Below are 18,334 nucleotides of genomic sequence, written 5' to 3' on the forward strand. Positions count from 1 at the left end.
GGGCAGGAAAGCCACTTTCCTGCCCTGTGAGGGCCGGAAAGTGGCTTTCCTGCCCTCGCGTGCGGAACGCACGCATCTCGCCACGGCCGCGGGCCGGCGCGCGGCCGGCGATGCCTCACGAGTCATCTAGGGTGCCGTTGTGGAGTTCGCTGGTCTGCTCGTCACCGCTTCCGGCATCGTCGACCGGGCGCAGCCGCTGCTGCGCGCCGACGATCTCGGTGTGCTGCGTGGCGACGGCGTGTTCGAGCGGTTGCTGATCGTCGACGGCGAGCCCGACCTGTTCGATGAGCACCTGCAGCGGCTGGAGCGCTCGGCCGTGATGACCGGGCTCCGGTTGCCGCCGCCCGAGAGCTGGCGGAAGGCGATCGCGATCGCCTGCGACGAGGTGCGCGGTCTCGAGAACATGTCGCTCCGCATGATCGTCACGCGTGGCGTGGACGAGTCGGGCGACGAGCCGAGCTGGTACGTCCTCGTCGACCAGGTCAGCCCCGCGGTGCTGGCCAAGCGCACCGAGGGGATCGCGGCCGTCACGCTCGACCGCGGACTCGACCCGGAGCTCACCGAGCGCGCGCCCTGGCTGCTGATGGGCGCGAAGACGCTCTCGTACGCGGTCAACATGGCCGCGCAGCGCTGGGCCCGCGAGCACGACGCCGACGACGCGATCTTCGTCGCGCCCGACGGCCAGGTGCTCGAAGCGCCGACGTCGGCCGTTGTGATCGCGCGCGGGCGCACGCTGCTGAGCCCGCCCCCGTCCGTCGGCATCCTGCCCAGCATCACGCTCGGGCGGCTCTTCCGCGCGGCCTCGGGAGCGGGCTGGGAGACGCGGCTCGAACCGTTCGTGCTGGACGACCTGCACACGGCCGACGGCGTGTGGCTCGTCTCCAGCATCCGGCTCGCGTCGAGGGTGCACACGCTCGACGGCAAGGCGCTGACCTGCGTCGCCCCGCACGACGAGATCGCCGCGCTCAGCGGACCGTTTCGGGCGTAGGCGTCCGCGCCCCCGGATCCTGGCCCCACCGCGGCCAGGATCCGGACGCCGTCCCACATGCATGATCGGCCGATGAGGTACCGACTTCTCGGACGGACGGGGCTGCGCGTCTCGGAGCTCGTGCTCGGCACGATGACCTTCCACGACAAGGACGAGGCGCGGCGCATCGTCGACGCCTACGCGGATGCGGGCGGCAACGTGCTCGACACCGCCTCGGCGTACGGCGAGAGCGAGGAGATCCTCGGCGCGGTCGTGCGGCAGCGCGACCGGTTCGTGATCGGCACGAAGTACACGCTCGCGCGCGACCGGACCGACCCGAACACGGCGGGGAACCACCGGAAGAACCTCGTCGGTTCGCTGGAGCGCAGCCTCCGCCGGCTGCGCACCGACCACGTCGACATCCTCTGGGTGCACATCTGGGACCGGCACACGCCGCTGGAGGCGACCATGCGTGCGCTCGACGACCTGGTGCGGGCCGGCAAGGTGCTGCACGTGGCGGTCTCGGACGCACCGGCCTGGGTCGTCAGCCGGGCCAACACGCTGGCCGAATGGCGCGACTGGACGCCCTTCTCCGCGATCCAGGTGCCCTACAACCTGCTGACCCGCGACGCCGAGCGCGAGCTGATCCCGATGGCCGAGGCGCTCGGGCTGACCGTCACGGCGTGGGCGCCGATGGGCGGCGGGGTACTCGCGGGCAGCCGGAACAGGGTCGATCCGGAGAAGCTGACCCCGCGGGAACGGGCCGCGGCCGCCGCCGTGCGCGACCTGGCGGGGGAGCTCGGGGTCAGTGCCGCGCAGGTGGCGATCGCGTGGACGCGGCACCGGTCGGCCGCGGTCCTGCCGATCGTCGGCGTGAGCAGTGTGGAGCAGGTGCTCGACGGCGTCGCGGCCGTCGACGTCGTGCTGCCCGCCGACGCCGTCGCGGCCCTGGAGGCCGCGGCGCCGTTCGAGCGCGGGTTCCCCGCCGACTTCATCGAGGAGTGCGAGCAGAGCCCGTTCGTGTTCGGCGACGCGCACGACCGCATCGACGCGTAGCTGTCACCACGATGCGTGCGTTCCGCACGCGTTGCCAGGAAAGTGGCTTTCCTGTCCTGTGGTGCCAGGAAAGTGGCTTTCCTGGCACCACCCCGGCCCTCTCGTGGTCCGGACGTCTCGCCGTCCGGCGGTGTCGCTGCCCCGCCGTTAGCCTCCGGTCATGGTCGTGACGGGGCGGTCCGGTGTCGGGCTCGCGGCGGCGGGGCTCTCGCTGATCGCCGTCTGCTACGGGCTGGCCCGGTTCGCGTACGGGCTGTTCGTGCCCGTCCTGCGCGAGGAGTTCGCGCTGGATGGTGCGCTGGCCGGGGTCATCGCCTCCTGCAGCTACGCCGGGTACTGCGTGGCGATCGTGCTGGCCACGCTCGCCACCCAGCGGTGGGGCGCGCGTTCGGTCGCGGTCGCGGCGGGGGTGACCGCGGCCGCCGGCACGGCGCTGATCGCTGCCGCCGGCAGCGCCGGGGTGCTGGCCGTCGGGGTGGTCGTCGCGGGGTCGAGCACGGGGCTCGCGTCGCCCCCGCTCGCCGCCGCGGTCGCGCGGTGGGTCGCGAACGACCGTGCCGACCGCGTCCAGACGGTGATCAACGCCGGCACCGGGCTCGGGGTCGCGGTCTCGGGCCCGATCGCGCTGCTGACCAGCGACAACTGGCGGTTGGCGTGGTGGGGCTTCGCGCTCGCCGCCGTTGCCGTGACGGTATGGACGGCGCTCGCCGTGCCCGGCGGGGCGGGGGAGCGCTCGGCCGAGGAGTCCGGCCGGGCGGCCTGGCCGCCCGGTGCCGTCCGCCTGCTCGTCGCGGCGGCCGCGCTGGGCATGGCGAGCGCCGCGGTGTGGACGTTCGGCCGCGACGTCGTCGTCACGGTCGGCGGGGCGAGCGAGTTCGCGTCGACGCTCATGTGGATCGGGCTCGGCGCCGCGGGGCTGCTCGGCGCGTTCGCGGGCGCGCTCATCGGCCGCATCGGGCTCGCCGCGGCGTGGGTCGTGGGGATGCTCCTGCTGGCGGCCGCGACCGCGGGCCTCGCGCTCGGCTCGGCCGTCGCGCCGGTGATGTTCGTGACCGCGGGCGTGTTCGGCGCGGTCTACATCGCGCTCACCGGCGTGCTGCTGGTCTGGGGCACGCGCGTGTTCCCCGACCGGCCGGCCTTCGGCGTCGGCGCCGCGTTCCTCCTCATCGCCATCGGCCAGGTCGTCGGCGCCCCGCTCGTCGGGCTGCTCATCGACGTCGCCGGCGCACCGACGGCCTTCGTCGCCGCAGCCGCGGTGGCTGCACTGGGCGCAACAGCCCGCCCGCGTTGACCGTCGACAACGACGTTTTGGCTGTTGTTAGCGCTCACAAATGACCGGAACGTCGTTGTCGACGGTTACGGGTCGCGGGTGAGGACGTTGCGCTGGCGGGAGTTGGTCAGGTGCTCGCGCATCTTCTCCGCCGCCCCGTCGGCGTCGCGGGCGGCCAGCGCCTCGTAGATCGCGCGGTGTTCGACGGCCGCGAACGCCGCGCCGGTGCGGCCCAGCTTCGAGAAGAGCCGGAACCGCTGCGCCTGCACGCTGAGCGTCCGGTAGATCATCTCCAGGAACGGGTTGTCGCACTGCTCGGCGATCAGCGCGTGCAGCCGGGCGTCGGAGGTCCAGTAGAGGCGGAAGCCCTCCGGTGAGCTGTCGGCGTGCTCGACGGACCGTTCGAGATCCTCGACGGCCTCCCGGAGCTCGTCGAGGAACTCCGGTGTCGTGCGCAGGCCGGTCTCGCGCGCGAGCGCCGGCTCGAGCAGCAGACGCGCGTCGAACAGCTTGCTGACCTCTTTGCGGCTAAGCAGCGGCGCCACCCGATAGCCCTTCAGCGCCTCGCGCCGAACGAGCCCGGTGGTCTCCAGCCGGGCGAGCGCCTCGCGCAGCGGGGTCTGGCTGACGTTGAGCTCACGGGCGAGCGCGCCGATGCTCAACGGCTCGCCCGCCGCGCGGGTGCCGTCCATGAACTGGTCCAGCAGTACCTCGTACATCTGGTCGGCCAGCGGCTCGTACGCCGCGGGTCTCTGCGCCGAGCCCACTCACCTTCCCCCGATCCACCCGCACCCGGGTCGGCGAAGCCTACTGCCGGCCGGCCCTTGTGCTCACGGCCAACGCGCTATACGGTCTCGCATCACATCGAATCGTATAGCAGTCCACTCAACGCTATACGATCGCCGGGGTTTCAACGGGGAGGCCGTCGTGAACGCCATCTGGGCGCTGGTCGCCTTCATCGCCGTGATCGTGGTGTGGAACGTGGGGCTGAAACGCAACATCGGCGAGTCCATGTTCGTCGGGTTCGTCGCGACGGCGCTGTTCGCCGGCACCGGCTTCCCGGCCGCGCTCTGGGAAGGCCTGCTGTCGGGCCTGCAGAACGACGTCACCTACGCCGCGATCGCGTTCGTCGTCGTCGGCGACATCCTGACCAGGGCCGGGGTGATCCAACGGATCGTCGACATGCTCAGCTCGCTGGTCGGCCGCTTCCGCGGCGGCTCCATCCACGCGGCCACCATCGGCTCGGGCCTGTTCGGCGCCGTCGCGCACAACGGCTCGGCGACCGCCGCGACCATCGGCTCGATCACGATCCCGTGGATGCAGCGCTCCGGCGCCAGCGGCGAGACGTCCGCGCTCGTGATCAGCGGGAACGCCGGTGTCGGCGCGGTCTTCCCGTTCAGCGGCGCGTTCTTCCTCATGCTCGCCGCACCGACGGTCGTCGGTGTGCTCACCGCCGACGACGTGATCGTCGCGATGTTCCTCGCCGGGATCTGGATGGTGCTGGTGCGGCTCGCGGTCGGGTACGTACTGGTGCGCCGCCGGGGGGTCGGCGCAATGGCGGAAGCCGACGTGCAGCCGATCAGCCGCACGTTCCGCGTCGGCTGGTCGTCGCTGATCGTGCTCGCCGCCATCGCCGTGCCGATCCTCGCGACTGCCGGCAGCACCGGGGCGTGGGTGATCGCGCAGGTCGGTGAGGACGCCGCCGACACGATCCCGCTGCTCGTCTGGCTGCCGGTCGCGATGCTGGTCCCCGGCTTGATCGTCGGGCGCAAGCTGCTGCCGACGACGGCCGCGGGCTGGTGGGGGATGTTCGGCCACACCAGCCCGAAGCTGGCGATCGTCGCGGCGACGATGATCTCGTCGTTCTCGGCGTCGGAGGTGCTCTCGAACCTCGGGCTCGGCGAGCAGCTCGCACCGGTCGTGGAGCAGCTGCACGGCGTGCCGGGGATCCTCGTGGCGGCCGTGGTCGGCATCGTCGTGATCATCATCGCCGGCCCGCTGAGCACGACGGCGACGCTCGCGGCCGTCGGCGCGGTCGCCTTCGCGGCGATGACCGCGGCCGGCGTGCCACCGGTCTGGGCGTTCGCCGCCGCGATCGTCTTCGCGGCGTCGGAGTCGGCCTCACCGCCCGGCGCCGCGCCGCTCTACGTCGCCGCGGCCATCGCCAACATCAACCCGGTGCGGATCTTCCAACCGGTGATCCTCTACTACCTGATCCCGACGTTCCTGCTCGGCGTGCTCATGGCCGTCGGGATCGCGTGGATCCCCCAGTGATCGGAGGCCTCGTGTCCCCAGCCCTCTCACACGCGTCGCGCGTGTGCATCGTCCTGCTGCTGCTCGGCGGAGCGCTCGTCGCGTTCGGCCAGGTGGTGGGCATAGCCGTCGGCAGCGCCGCGACCGTGGAGCTCTTCGGCAACGACGTCGTCGGCATCGTCTCGACGATCGCCGGGCTCGCCGGCATCCTCGCCTTCCTGCGGCTCTACACCGCGGACGGGCGTGCTGCGGCCGTCGAGGAACACGTCGACGTCGACGCCCAACGATGATCGGCGCAGCGATGACCGCGAGCATGCGAGCTGCTTGCCTCGTCGCCTCCGGCCTGGTGGAGGTGCGCGAGTTCCCCGTCCCGCAACCCCGTGCCGACCAGGTGCTGGTGCGCATGCACTACGCCTCGATCTGCGGCTCGGACGTGCACATCGTCTTCGACGGTTTCCACCGCGAGGACCAGCTGGGTCGCCCCGGCTACCCCGGCCACGAGGGCGTCGGGGTCGTCGAGCGCGACGGGGGCGGCCTCACGGCGGGGACGCCCGTGCTGACCGTCCCGCACGGGCAGCTCGGCGCCTGCTTCGCCGAGCTCCAGGCCGTCGAGGCGACGCACGTGATCCCGCTGCCGGAGGGTGCGGACCTGCGGCGCACGCTGCTGGCCCAGCAGCTCGGCACGACGATCTTCGGGATGAAGAAGTTCCTCCCTGTGCCAACCGAGCCGGGGCCGGTCGAGCCGGGCACGGCCGCGGTGATCGGCTCCGGCTCGGCGGGGCTGTTCTACCTGCAGCACCTGGTGCGCCGCGGGTTCGACGTGCTCGTCTCCGACCTCGACGAGGGCCGGCTCGCCGTCGCCAAGCGGCTCGGCGCGGCGCAGATCGTGCACGAGCCGGCGGAGTCGATCGTCGCCGCGGTGCTGGCCGCCACCGACGGGGTCGGGGCGGACGTCGTGATCGAGGCCGCCGGCTACGACGTCGCCCGCGCTGCGGCCGTCGAGGCGGCCCGAGTCCGCGGCACGGTCGGGTTCTTCGGCTACCCGGAGCTCAAGGGCCTGGCGCCGTTCCCCGTGGAGCGGTCGTTCCGCAAGTCGCTCACCATGGAGTGGGTGAACGGCACCCAGCAGGAACACGGCCTCGCGTCGTTCCGGGCGGCGATCGCGGCGATCACGGCCGGGGAGATCGAGGTCGACCACTGCCTGGAGAAAATGTACGCGCTCGACGACGCACCGGAGGCGCTCGCCGCCGCGCGGGCGCACGGGCACGGCGCGGCCAAGGTCGGGATCGTCATGCCGGGTGCCGCGGAGTGACCGATCTCGCCGTGACGTCGCTGGTGGGCGAGCTGCGCCGAGCCGTCCGGGGCAGCGTGTCGGACGGCGTGCGCCGCCGGGCCGAGTACGCGAGCGACGCGTCGAACTACCGGGTCGTGCCCAGCGTGGTCGTCGAGCCGCTCGACGCGGACGACGTGCTCGCCGTGCTGGAGGTGAGCCGGCGCACGGGTACGCCGCTGACCAGCCGCGGCGGCGGCACGTCGGTGGCCGGCAACGCCGTTGGCACCGGGATCGTCATGGACCTCTCCCGGCACCTGAACCGGGCCGTCACGATCGATCCCGATGCCCGCACCGCCGTGGTCGACCCCGGTGTTGTGCTCGCCGACCTGCAGCGGGCGGCGGCGCCGCACGGCCTGCGGTTCGGGCCCGACCCGTCGACGCAGGCCAGGGCGACGCTCGGCGGCATGATCGGCAACAACGCCTGCGGGCCGCACGCCGTCGCCTACGGGCGCACCGCCGACAACGTCCTGGCGCTGGACGTCGTGGACGGAGCGGGCAACCGGTTCACCGCAGGCCGTGGGACGTTGCCGGACCGGTTGGTCGGACTGGTGGAGACCAACCTCGACGTGCTGCGGACCGAGCTGGGCACGTTCCCGCGCCAGGTCTCGGGCTACTCGTTGGAGCACCTGCTGCCCGAGCGCGGCCGGGACCTGGCAAAAGCGCTGGTCGGCAGCGAGGGCACGCTCGGCGTGGTGCTCTCCGCGACCGTGGCGCTGGTGCCGGTCAGCCCCGCCCGCGTGCTGGTCGTGCTCGGCTACCCGGACATGGCTGCGGCGGCCGACGCCGTGCCGGCGCTGCTCAAGCACTCGCCGCTCGCGGTGGAAGGGCTCGATGCCCGGCTGGTCGACGTCGTGCGGGCGCACCGCGGCGCGGTGCCCGAGCTGCCGGCGGGCGGCGGCTGGTTGATGATCGAGATCGGTGGGCCGTCCACCGCGGATGCCGTGACGGCCGCGCAGCTCCTGGTCGGCGACGCCGACGCGCTGGGGTCGCGGATCATGCCGTCGGGCAGCGAGGCGGCCGCGATGTGGCGGATCCGGGAGGACGGCGCAGGCCTCGCCGGACGCACGCCGGACGGTCGGCAGGCGTGGCCGGGCTGGGAGGACGCGGCCGTCCCGCCGGACCGGCTCGGCGCGTACCTGCGCGAGTTCGAGGAGCTGATGGCGGCGCACGGCGTGACCGGCCTGCCGTACGGGCACTTCGGCGACGGGTGCGTGCACGTACGCGTGGACGTCCCGCTGGAGCGCGACGGGTCGGCGCTGCGTGCCTTCATCCTCGATGCCGCGCACCTCGTCGTGCGCCACGGCGGCTCGGCGTCGGGGGAGCACGGCGACGGACGGGCCCGCAGCGAGCTGCTGCCGATCATATACAGCCCGCGGGTGATCGAGCTGTTCGCGCAGGTCAAGCGGTTCTTCGACCCGCACGATCGGCTCAACCCCGGCGTGCTGGTGCGGCCCGCCGCGATCGACGCCGATCTGCGCCGTCCGCGGGCGTTGCCGGTGCTGGCGGAGAGCGGGTTCGGCTTCCGGCACGACGACGGCGACTTCACGAAAGCGGTGCACCGCTGCGTCGGGGTGGGCAAGTGCCGCGCCGACAACCGCGGCGCGGGCGGCTTCATGTGCCCGTCCTTCCTCGCGTCGAAGGACGAGAAGGACAGCACGCGGGGCCGCGCTCGGGTGCTGCAGGAGCTGACCACCGGCTCGATGATCACGCAATGGTCGGCACCGGAGGTGGCGGAGTCGCTCGACCTGTGCCTTTCGTGCAAGGCGTGCGCGAGCGACTGCCCGGCGGGGGTCGACATGTCGCAGTACAAGTCGGAGGCGCTGCACCGCGCGTACCGCGGGAAGCTGCGGCCGGCGAGCCACTACTCGGTGGGCTGGTTGCCGCGCTGGCTCGCGGTCCTGCAGCGGCTGCCGTTCGCGACGGCGCCGGCGAACGCCCTGCTGCGGTCGCCGCTCAAGCGGCTGCTGTTCCGGATGGGCGGGCTGGACGACCGCCGCTCGGCGCCGCCGCTGGCCGCCGTGCCGTTCCGCAGGTCGTGGCGGCCGGCCGCGGGCTCCGCCGGCAACGGCCAGGTGGTGCTCTGGGCCGACACGTTCTCCGACGCCATGCATCCCTCCGGGGCGCACGCCGCCGCGCGGGTGCTCGCCGACGCCGGGTACGAGGTGGTCGTGCCGGAGCGCTCGGCGTGCTGCGGTCTGACGTGGATCAGCACCGGCCAGCTCGACGAGGCGAAGGGCCGGTTGCGCCGCCTGCTCGACGTGCTCGCGCCCTACGCGGAGCGGGGTGTGCCGATCGTCGGGCTGGAGCCTTCGTGCACCGCGGTGCTGCGCTCCGACCTCGTCGAGCTGCTCGGCGACGACCCGCGGGCCGCAGCCGTCGCAGGGGCGACCCGCACGCTCGCGGAACAGCTGGCCGAGAGCCCGTCGTGGCAGCCGCCGAACCTGTGGGGTGTCGAGCTGATCGTGCAGCCGCACTGCCACCACCACGCGGTGATGGGCTTCGCGACCGACCGCGCGCTGCTGGAGCGCTGCGGCGCGACGGTGACGGCGCTGGCCGGCTGCTGCGGGCTCGCCGGCAACTTCGGGATGGAGAGAGGACACTACGAGATGTCTGTGGCCGTAGCGGAGAACGCACTGCTCCCGGCCCTGCGGGAGCGCTCCGAGGGCGCTGTCGTGCTGGCGGACGGGTTCTCCTGCCGCACCCAGATCGCCGACCTCGCGCACCTCCCGTCCCGCACGCTCGCCGAGCTGCTCGACGGCGACCGCGCCTGGCGGGCGTCATGACGGCGTTGCGGTTCGCCGCCAACCTCAAGTGGCTGTTCACCGAGCTGCCGTTCGAGGAGCGGTTCGACGCGGCCGCCGCCGCGGGCTTCACCGCCGTCGAGTACTCCTCGCCGTACGGGTTCCCGGCGGCGGAACTGCGCCGCAGGCTGGACGGCGCCGGGCTGCGCCAGGTGCTGATCAACACGCCGGGCGGGCAACCCGGCACACCGACCCGCAACGGCTCGGCGTGCATCCCCGACCTGGTGCCCCAGTTCCGTCGCGAGCTGGACCTCGCGCTGGAGTACGCCGGTGTGCTCGGCAGCGGGCTGGTGCACGTCACCGGCGGCATCCGCCCCGAGGGAGTCCCGGCTGCGGACGCATTCGCCACCTACGTCACCAACATCGGGTGGGCGGCGGAACGTGCGGCGGGTTCCGGGGTGCGGCTGGTGCTGGAGGCGCTCAACCAGCGCGACGCGCCGGGGTTCGTGCTGACGTCGATCGAGCAGGCGGCCGGCGTCGTGCGCGCCGTCGGCGTCGATCACGTCCGGCTGCTCTTCGACGTCTACCACTGCCAGGTGCAGCAGGGCAGCGTCACGACACGCATGCAGGAGCTGTGGCCGCTCGTCGGGCACATCCAGGTCGCCGACGCGCCGACCAGGACGGAGCCGGGCACCGGCGAGCTGAACTGGCGGTTCGTGTTCGACCGGATCCGAGCGCTCGACTACGCCGGCTGGATCGGCTGCGAGTACCGGCCGGCGAACGGCACGCTCGCCGGCCTGAGCTGGCTGGCCGACTACACGTGAAGGACGGACCAATGACCCGGATCGCGCTGATCAGCGCCACCCCGGCCGCGATCGGCCCGGCGACGGCCGGGCTCGGCCGCGAGTTCCCCGACGCCACCGTCTGGAACATCCTCGACGACCGGCTGCTCGCCGACGCGAACGCTGCCGGCGGGCTGACCCCGCCGCTCGCGGCGCGGATGGGCAGGCTCATCGAGCACGCGCTCGCCGAGGGCGCCGACGGCGTGCTGCTCACGTGCTCGCTCTACGGCAGCGTCGCGCAGTCGACGAGCGCGGCGGTGCCGGTGCTGGCGCCCGACGAGGCGGCGTTCGCCGCCGCGATCGACGGCGGGTACTCCCGCGTGCTCGTCGTGGCGTCGGTCCGGTCGGCGCTCGACGACTCCGTGCGCCGGTTCGGCGCCGCGTGTGCGGAGCGGGGGAGCAGCACCCAGGTGCTCGGTATCGCAGTCCCCGCCGCGTTCGACGCCACGACGGCCGGGGACGAGGAGGCGCTGCTCACCGCGCTGGTGGCCGCGTGCCGGGAGTTCCTGAGGCCCTTCGATGCCGTGCTACTGGCCCAGTACTCGCTGGCTCCGGTCGCGTCGAGGCTCGCGGACGCGCTGTTCGTCCCGGTCGTTTCCGGGCCCGACAGCGCAGCGCGGACGTTGCGGGGGCTCGTGGCGGGCAAATCGTGATCGGCGCGATCGCCGACGACGTCACCGGGGCGACCGACGTCGCCGTCGCGATGCGCAGGGAAGGGCTGCGCACGCTGCTGGTCTTCGGCGTGCCGAGCAAGCCTGCGCCGGCCGGGCACGATGCGGTTGTCGTCGCGCTGAAGAGCCGGACGATCCCGGCCGCCGACGCGGTGGAGCAGTCGTGCCGCGCGCTCGGCTGGCTCCAGGAGCACGGCGCGGAGAGCACCTACTTCAAGTTCTGCTCGACGTTCGACTCGACGCCCGCCGGCAACATCGGGCCGGTGCTCGACGCGCTCGCCGACGAGATGGCGGCGCCGACCGTCGTGCTGACGCCCAGCTCGCCGGAACACGCGCGCACCCAGTACCTCGGGCACCTGTTCGTCGGGGACGTCCTGATCTCGGACTCGCACATGCGGCACCACCCGCTCACGCCGATGACCGACCCGGTCCTGGCGCGGGTGCTGCAGCGGCAGACCGAACGGCCCGTCGGGCTGATCCCGCACGCGGTCGTGCGGGCGGGGCGGACCGAGATCCGCGCGGCCGCCGCTGCCGCGCGGGAGCATTACCTGCTCGTCGACGCCGTCTCCGACGCCGACCTGCGGGAGATCGGCGCGGCCGTCGCGGAGTTCCCGCTGGTCGCGGGCGCGTCCGGGCTCGCGGCCGGGCTGGCTGCCGCGAGGCGGGTCACCGGGGTCGGCGCCGCGGACGACCCGGTCGGCGCCGCGCCTGCCGCCGTCCTCGCTGGCAGCTGCTCGGCACGGACGCTCGAACAGGTCGAGGCGATGCGCGCGGCCGGCCGTCCGACGCACCTGCTGGACGTGGTCGCCGAACCGGACGCGGGCCGGCTCGCCGCCCGTGCGCTCGACTGGTTCGACGGCCTCGGTGGTCTCGGTGGGCCGGCCCCGCTCGTCTACTCATCGGTGCCGCCGGCGCGGCTCGCGGCCATCCAGGCGGCGCTCGGCGCGCAGCGCGCCGCGGACCTGATCGAGCAGGCGATGGGCGAGATCGCGGCCGGGCTGGTGGCGCGGGGCGTCCGGCGGATCGTCGCAGCAGGTGGCGAGACGTCCGGGGCCGTTGTCGCGGCGCTCGGCGTCGAGGCGGTCGAGATCGGGCCGGAGGCGGCGCGTGGCGTGCCGTGGATCTACCCGACGTCGGGCGACCCGCTCGCGCTGCTGTTGAAATCGGGCAACTTCGGCGAGGCCGACCTGCTGGTGAGGGCAACATGATCAACCTGTTCAGCACGCTCGCGGTGCAGGCCGCCGTCAGCGCGGAGATCCTGCCGGCGTTCGAGGCGCAGCACGGTGCCGTCGTCGAGGCAACGTACGACCCGACGACCGTGCTGATGCGGCGCATCGACGACGGTGCGCGGCCGGACGTCGTCATCGCGACCGTCGAGTCGCTCGGCTCGTCGCCGCACGTCGTGGCAGGGAGCGTCACGCCGATCGCCAGCACCGGGGTCGGCGTGGCCGTCGCGCCGGGTGCGGCCCGCCCGCCGATCGGGACCGTGGACGAGCTCGTCGCCGCGCTGCTCGCCGCACGTTCCGTGGCGTACTCGCGCTCGGGGGCGAGCGGCATCTACTTCGCGGGTCTCCTGGAGAAGCTCGGCATCGCCGAGGAGGTCAACGCGCGGGCGACCGTCATCGAGAAGGGCTTCACCGCGCTCGCCGTCGTCGACGGCCGGGCCGACCTCGCCATCCAGCAGGTCAGCGAGCTGCGGTTCGTCCGGGACGCGGACATCCTCGGCCCGCTGCCCGACGAGGTGCAACACCACACCCGCTTCGCCGCCGCGATCGGAACGACTAGCACGTCGCCGCTGGCAGGCGAGCTGGTGCGACACCTCGCGGCCCCCGCTGCGGCGTCGAGCTACGCGCGGGCAGGCCTCGACCCGGCCTGACGGGCCGCAAACTTCCCCACCGTTTTGCCAACCTGCAGACCCTGGCGGGTGTGCAGGTTGGCAAAACGGTGGGGACCTCCTACGGCAGGTAGAGGCAGAAGGGGTGGCCGGCCGGGTCGAGCAGGACGCGCACGTGTTCCTGCGGCTGGAAGTGGGAGACGGTCGCGCCGGCCGCGACGGCGTGCTCGATGGCCGCCTCCAGGTCGTCGACCTCGATGTCCAGGTGCACCATCATCTGCGGGCGCTCGCGGGTCGAGGGCCACACCGGTGGCACGTAGAACTCCTCGCTCTGGAACGACAGCCCCGCACCGCCGCCAGCCGGGCGGAGCGTCACCCAGTCCGGGTCGTCCTGCACGACCTCCCAGTCGGGGAACAGCCGCCGGTAGAACCCTGCGAGCTCGCGGGCGTCGGGCGCGTCGAGCACGGCAGCGGTCAACGAAAGGTTCGGCATCAGGCCTCCACGGGTCCTCAGGTCGTGATCATGAAGTACCCGCGGAACGCAGGATCGAACGGATCAGTCGGCGCGCTCGATCCGGAAGAAGTCGGCACCCGCGATCAGGCGGGTGCCGCGCGCCGGGTGGTCCTCGTCGAGGCTCCGCAGGACGCGGTTCCTGAACTCGGCCCGGTCGGTCTCGCCGAGCGCGTCGTGGAGCCACCGGTTGCCGTGCGACATGAGCCACTCCCAGTGCGCGTCGGGGCCGTCGAGCGGCAGGTCGACCTCCGTCGTGTGCACGTCGACGACCACGAGCCCGGCCCTGGCGAGCACGGCGTCCCATTCGGTGACCGCTTCCGCAGGGTCCAGCCCGGCCGCCGCCCCGCCGTCGAGACGATCCGTGAACTCGGCGACGATCTCCCCGTAGCGCTCCCACCAGCCGCCGTCGGTGCTCGGCCCCGGCACGGAGAGCGCCAGCGTCCCGCCCGGCCGCAGCACCCGTGCGACCTCACTGGCCGCGAGCTCAGGCTGGGGCAGGATCGAGAAGACGAACCCCGCGAACACGACGTCGAACGCGCCGTCGGGCAGGTCGAGCGCCTGTGCGTCGAGCAAGCGGCCGTCCACGCCAGGCAGCACGGCGAGCCGCTCGACCATCTCGGGTGAGATGTCGCCGGCCACGACGCGCTCGATCCCGCGTTCCGCGACCGCGCGCGTGATCGCGCCACGGCCCGCCCCGAGGTCCAGCACCCGCGCACCGGCGGGCGGGGCAACCCAATCCACCAGCAACCGGCCGAACGTCTCGAAGAACGGGACGGCCTCGTCGTAGCCGGCGGCGACGCGGTCGAACAGGTCGGCATTGATCTCTGACACGCGGTTCAGAATCCCAATGGGATCAAACGGGTTTCCAGCCCCTCACCCACGCCACCAGGTCGGTGTCCAGCAGCGATGCCACCACGTGGTCGGCCGGGAAGGCCTGGCCGCGCAACGTGGGCACACCGACCACCCGGACGCCGGCGGCCTGCGCGGACGCCAGGCCGGTGAGCGAGTCCTCGAACGCCAGCGTGTCGGCGGGCGCGACACCGAGCGCAGCGCACGCGATCTCGTACATGTCCGGCGCCGGCTTCGGGTGCTCCACCTCGTCGGCCGCGACGCTGTAGGGGAACGCGCCCGCGAACCCGCCGCGCTGCAACGCCGACTCCAGCAGCGCGCGGGGCGAGTTGCTGGCCACACCGAACGGCAGGCCCGCCGCCGCGACGAGCTCGACGAGCGCGCCGGCGCCCGGCTTGGCCTCCGCCTCCGCCGCCACGACCTCGGCGACCAGCGTCAGCAGCTCGTCGGCGATCTCGACCGCACGCCCCGGCTCGTCGAAGACACCGACGAGGACGGCCGCGGCACCGGGCAGTGACTTCCCGATGACCAGCGCCTTCTCCTCGATCCCGAAGGGGAGCCCGCGCCGCGCGAAGAGCTCGGCCTCTGCAACCGACCAGCACGGCTCGGTGTCCACCAACAACCCGTCGCAGTCGAAGACCACCGCCTCCGGTCGCCATCCGTACAGGTCCACATCTGCTGTTCCCCCCATGCGGGCAGTCTCCCAGCCGGTCGGATCGGCAGGTGCCGATGGCCGGTGGGATCATCCGGGCCATGCGTGTTGCCGTCGTCGGTGGCGGGCCGGGCGGGCTGTTCTTCGCCACCTTGGTCCGGCGCGCGGACCCGTCCGTCGAGGTCACGGTGTTCGAGCGGAACCGGGCGGACGACACCTTCGGCTTCGGGGTCGTCTTCTCCGACCGGACGCTCGCCGGCATCCACGACGCCGACCCGGTGCTCCGCGAGGCGCTGGCCGAGCACGGCCGGCACTGGGACACGATCGAGGTGCGGCTCAAGGGTGAGCGCGTCCGCTGTGGCGGCAACGGCATGGCGGCGGTCGCGCGCCGCACGCTGCTCGCGGTGATGCAGGAACGCGCCCGCGAGGTCGGCGCGCAGCTGCGCTTCGCTGCCGAGGCGACGCTCGCCGATCTCGACGGCTACGACCTCGTCGTCGCGGCGGACGGCACCGGCTCGCGGATCCGTGAGCAGCTGGGCGCCGACCTCGGGGTCGATCTGGGTGTCGAGCTGGAGACGGCAACGGCGAAGTTCATCTGGTTCGGCACCGACTACATGTTCGACGGGCTGACGTTCGTGCACGAGCGCGGCGCCGACGGCGTCTTCGCGGTGCACGGCTATCCGATCTCCGACACCGTCTCGACGTTCATCGTGGAGACCGATGAGGAGTCGTGGCGCCGTGCCGGCCTCGACGAGTTCGACGTGAGCCAGCCGCCCGGCGTCAGCGACCCGGCCAGCAAGGACTACCTGGAGAAGCTCTTCGCCGAGCAGATCGATGGCAGGTCGTTGCTGGTCAACAACTCGCGGTGGGGCAACTTCCGCACCCGCCGCACCCGGCGTTGGCATGCGCTGCGGCCGGGTGCGGCGCCGGTCGCCTTCCTCGGCGATGCCGTGCACACGGCGCACTTCTCGGTCGGGTCGGGCACCAAGATGGCGATGGAGGACGCTGTCGCGCTGGCCGCCGCGCTCGTCGAGCAGCCCGGCGACCTCCCCGCGGCGCTCGGCGCGTACGAGCGGGCCGCGCAGCAATCGGTCCGCAAGATCCAGGACTCGGCCCGGCCGAGCCTCGCGTGGTGGGAGCACTTCGGGCGCTACCACGACGAGTTCGAGCCGTGGCAGTTCGCCTACCACTTCCTCTCGCGGTCGATCACCGACGCGCGGCTCGCCAGGCGTGATCCGGGGTTCGTCGAGGCGAGCCACCGGGCGTGGGTCGAGCGGCACGGCGCCGAACCGCTCGCGACGCCCTTCGAGACGGCGAGGTGGTCGGCGCCGGAGCGGTTCGTGACGGTCGAGACCTCCGCCGACGGCGTCCCGCAGGCGGTGCGCGACCCGGCACTGCCGCTGCTGTCCGAACCGGGCCCGGGCGGCGTCCGGCTCGCTGCGCCGGACTCCGAGGCCGGCATGCCGGCCGCGCTGCGCCGGTTGGCCGAGCTCGCCGCGGGTGAACCCGTGCTCGTCGCCGTGCACGGCGGCACCCCGCTGACCCGCATGCTGATCTGCGAGGAGGCACGCATGCGCCACCGCGTCGCCGCGCTGCACGTCGAGCCGGACCTCGACCACGACCGCGCGCTGACCGCCGTGCTCTCCGGGCGGGCGGATCTCGTCGGCGTCGAAGCGGAGCGCTGATGCCCAGCCCGATCAGTGAGCACACCGTGTCGTGGCCCGACGCCGTCGCCGCCGAGTACGTCGCCAAGGGGTACTGGGCGGGAGTGCCGCTGGGCACGTTGCTGCGTGCCGTCGCCGATGCCACGCCTGACGCGCTCGCGCTGGTGGACCCCGACGCCGGTGTCCGGCTGAGCCACCGCGAGCTGGCCAACCGCGCCGACGCGGTGGCCGGCCGGCTGCTCGATCTCGGCCTGGCCACCGGCGACCGGATCGTGGTGCAGCTGGGCAACGGTTGGGAGTTCGTCGTGCTGACGATCGCCTGCCTGCGCGCCGGGATCGTGCCGGTGATGGCGCTGCCGGCGCACCGCCGCACCGAGCTGGCCTACCTCGCGGCGCACTCCGAGGCGGCGGCGATCGCCGTTCCCGACCGGATGCGCGACTTCGACCACCAGCGCCTCGCCCACGAGATCGACGGCGGCTGGCACGTGCTCGTCGCCGGCACGGACATCGAACCCGGCAGCGTCGACCTGCACGCGGTCTGCGCGGCGAGCCCGGACCCCGCGTCCGACCGCGCCCGCCTCGACGCGGCGGCCGTCGGCAGCCGCGACGTCGCCGTCTTCCTGCTCTCCGGCGGCACGACCGGCCTGCCGAAGCTGATCGCGCGCACGCACGACGACTACGCCTACAACGCGCGTCGCAGTGCCGAGCTGGCCGGGATCGACGCCGGTGCGTGCTACCTGGTGAGCCTGCCGGCCGGGCACAACTTCCCGCTCGCCTGCCCCGGCATCCTCGGCACGCTCCTCGCGGGCGGCCGGGTCGTCGTGCTGCCCTCGCCCGAGCCGGCGCGGGCGTTCGCCACGATCGCGGCCGAGCACGTCACGCACACCGCGGTTGTTCCCGCCGTCGCCGGTCGGTGGCTGGACCACGCCGAGGAGCACGGCGCCGAGCAGGTCGCGCCGCTGCGGGTGCTGCAGGTCGGCGGCGCGCGGCTGGCCGACGAGCTCGCCCGGCGGGTGCGTCCGACGCTCGGCGCGACGCTCCAGCAGGTGTTCGGGATGGCCGAAGGCCTGCTCAACTACACCCGGCTGGACGACCCGGACGACGTCATCTGCACCACGCAGGGCCGGCCGATGTGCCCCGACGACGAGGTGCGGCTGGTCGACGAGCTCGACGCGGACGTCCCGGCGGGCGAGCCGGGCGCGCTGCTCACCCGCGGCCCCTACACACCGCGCGGCTACTACAAGGCCGCCGAGCAGAACGCCCGCGCGTTCACCTCCGACGGCTGGTACCGCTCCGGGGACATCTGCCGGCTGGTGGAGGGCGGCAACCTCGTCGTCGAGGGCCGCGACAAGGACATGATCAACCGCGGTGGCGAGAAGATCTCGGCGGAGGAGGTCGAGAACCTCGTCTACCGGTTGCTGCCGGGGGTCGCGCAGGTCGCGGCGGTTGCGATGCCCGACGGGGAGCTGGGGGAGCGTGTCTGCGTGTACGTGGTGCCGCGGCCCGGCGCGGCGGTCACGCTCGACGGCATCCGCGCCTCGATGGAGCGCACCGGCGTGGCCTGCTTCAAGCTGCCCGAGCACCTGGTGCTCGTCGACGAGCTGGCTGCCACTAAGGTTGGCAAGATCGACAAGAAGGCTTTGCGCGCGGACATCACCGGTCGACTCGGCCGCGGGCCCGAGTGATAC

Annotated in this window: 17 protein-coding genes; 13 read left to right on the forward strand and 4 right to left on the reverse strand. The window is 73.1% G+C overall.

Features of this window, described 5'->3' with window-relative positions; translation table 11 throughout:
* Window positions 1-139: 139 nt before the first annotated feature.
* From LL648_RS33235 to LL648_RS33245, 3 genes are all read left to right on the forward strand, one after another.
* The gene (locus LL648_RS33235) at window positions 140-988 is read left to right on the forward strand and encodes an aminodeoxychorismate lyase (RefSeq protein ID WP_232666770.1); all 849 of its coding nucleotides are present in this window, start codon (window positions 140-142) and stop codon (window positions 986-988) included.
* A 72-nt stretch (window positions 989-1,060) separates the two neighbouring features.
* Window positions 1,061-2,023: an aldo/keto reductase gene (locus tag LL648_RS33240; RefSeq protein WP_232666771.1), complete on the forward strand. Its 963-nt coding sequence runs from the start codon at window positions 1,061-1,063 to the stop codon at window positions 2,021-2,023.
* A 160-nt stretch (window positions 2,024-2,183) separates the two neighbouring features.
* A complete protein-coding gene (locus tag LL648_RS33245; protein WP_232666772.1) occupies window positions 2,184-3,314 on the forward strand; it encodes an MFS transporter in 1,131 nt (376 codons plus the stop codon).
* Between the two features lie 65 nt (window positions 3,315-3,379).
* Here LL648_RS33245 and LL648_RS33250 read toward each other — a convergent pair whose 3' ends face one another.
* A complete protein-coding gene (locus tag LL648_RS33250; protein WP_232666773.1) occupies window positions 3,380-4,060 on the reverse strand; it encodes a GntR family transcriptional regulator in 681 nt (226 codons plus the stop codon).
* 160 nt (window positions 4,061-4,220) lie between these two features.
* On the opposite strand from LL648_RS33250, the gene LL648_RS33255 reads away from it, so the two are divergent.
* Genes LL648_RS33255 through LL648_RS33290 form a run of 8 tightly spaced genes read left to right on the forward strand, consistent with a single transcriptional unit; the run spans window position 4,221 to window position 13,009 of the window.
* Complete coding sequence (locus tag LL648_RS33255; RefSeq protein ID WP_232666774.1) at window positions 4,221-5,567, forward strand: TRAP transporter large permease subunit; 1,347 nt, start codon at window positions 4,221-4,223, stop codon at window positions 5,565-5,567.
* Between the two features lie 11 nt (window positions 5,568-5,578).
* Entirely contained in the window at window positions 5,579-5,836 is a 258-nt protein-coding gene (locus tag LL648_RS33260; protein WP_232666775.1) for a hypothetical protein, read from the forward strand.
* Window positions 5,837-5,847: 11 nt separating this feature from the next.
* On the forward strand, window positions 5,848-6,858 hold the full coding sequence (locus tag LL648_RS33265; protein ID WP_232666776.1) for a zinc-binding dehydrogenase: 1,011 nt from the start codon (window positions 5,848-5,850) through the stop codon (window positions 6,856-6,858).
* On the forward strand, window positions 6,855-9,662 hold the full coding sequence (locus LL648_RS33270; protein WP_232666777.1) for an FAD-binding and (Fe-S)-binding domain-containing protein: 2,808 nt from the start codon (window positions 6,855-6,857) through the stop codon (window positions 9,660-9,662). The genes LL648_RS33265 and LL648_RS33270 overlap by 4 nt, the downstream gene beginning before the upstream one ends.
* Window positions 9,659-10,444: a hydroxypyruvate isomerase family protein gene (locus tag LL648_RS33275; protein ID WP_232666778.1), complete on the forward strand. Its 786-nt coding sequence runs from the start codon at window positions 9,659-9,661 to the stop codon at window positions 10,442-10,444. The genes LL648_RS33270 and LL648_RS33275 overlap by 4 nt, the downstream gene beginning before the upstream one ends.
* 11 nt (window positions 10,445-10,455) lie before the next feature.
* Complete coding sequence (locus LL648_RS33280) at window positions 10,456-11,115, forward strand: aspartate/glutamate racemase family protein (protein WP_232666779.1); 660 nt, start codon at window positions 10,456-10,458, stop codon at window positions 11,113-11,115.
* Window positions 11,112-12,341 (forward strand): 3-oxo-tetronate kinase, encoded by a 1,230-nt coding sequence (gene otnK / locus LL648_RS45500; protein ID WP_232666780.1) that lies wholly within the window; start codon window positions 11,112-11,114, stop codon window positions 12,339-12,341. Before LL648_RS33280 ends, otnK begins: the two co-directional genes overlap by 4 nt.
* Window positions 12,338-13,009: a substrate-binding domain-containing protein gene (locus LL648_RS33290; RefSeq protein WP_232666781.1), complete on the forward strand. Its 672-nt coding sequence runs from the start codon at window positions 12,338-12,340 to the stop codon at window positions 13,007-13,009. The genes otnK and LL648_RS33290 overlap by 4 nt, the downstream gene beginning before the upstream one ends.
* Window positions 13,010-13,088: 79 nt before the next feature.
* Here the strand turns inward: LL648_RS33290 and LL648_RS33295 are convergent, their stop codons facing one another.
* The 3 genes from LL648_RS33295 to LL648_RS33305 form a co-directional block, all read right to left on the reverse strand.
* On the reverse strand, window positions 13,089-13,460 hold the full coding sequence (locus LL648_RS33295; protein WP_232666782.1) for a VOC family protein: 372 nt from the start codon (window positions 13,458-13,460) through the stop codon (window positions 13,089-13,091).
* Window positions 13,461-13,523: 63 nt separating this feature from the next.
* Window positions 13,524-14,312, reverse strand: coding sequence for a class I SAM-dependent methyltransferase (locus LL648_RS33300; protein ID WP_232666783.1), 789 nt, complete (start codon window positions 14,310-14,312; stop codon window positions 13,524-13,526).
* A gap of 22 nt (window positions 14,313-14,334) precedes the next feature.
* Complete coding sequence (locus tag LL648_RS33305; protein WP_232666784.1) at window positions 14,335-15,021, reverse strand: HAD family hydrolase; 687 nt, start codon at window positions 15,019-15,021, stop codon at window positions 14,335-14,337.
* A gap of 62 nt (window positions 15,022-15,083) precedes the next feature.
* Between LL648_RS33305 and LL648_RS33310 the strand changes: the two genes are divergently transcribed.
* Both LL648_RS33310 and LL648_RS33315 read left to right on the forward strand, forming a co-directional pair.
* Window positions 15,084-16,667 carry an FAD-dependent monooxygenase gene (locus LL648_RS33310; RefSeq protein ID WP_232666785.1) on the forward strand — a complete coding sequence of 528 codons (1,584 nt, stop codon included), beginning with the start codon at window positions 15,084-15,086 and terminating at the stop codon, window positions 16,665-16,667.
* Entirely contained in the window at window positions 16,667-18,331 is a 1,665-nt protein-coding gene (locus LL648_RS33315) for a (2,3-dihydroxybenzoyl)adenylate synthase (protein WP_232666786.1), read from the forward strand. Before LL648_RS33310 ends, LL648_RS33315 begins: the two co-directional genes overlap by 1 nt.
* Window positions 18,332-18,334: the final 3 nt, after the last annotated feature.

It is taken from the genome of Pseudonocardia sp. TRM90224 (assembly GCF_021245725.1).
In the GTDB taxonomy this organism is placed as follows: domain Bacteria; phylum Actinomycetota; class Actinomycetes; order Mycobacteriales; family Pseudonocardiaceae; genus Pseudonocardia.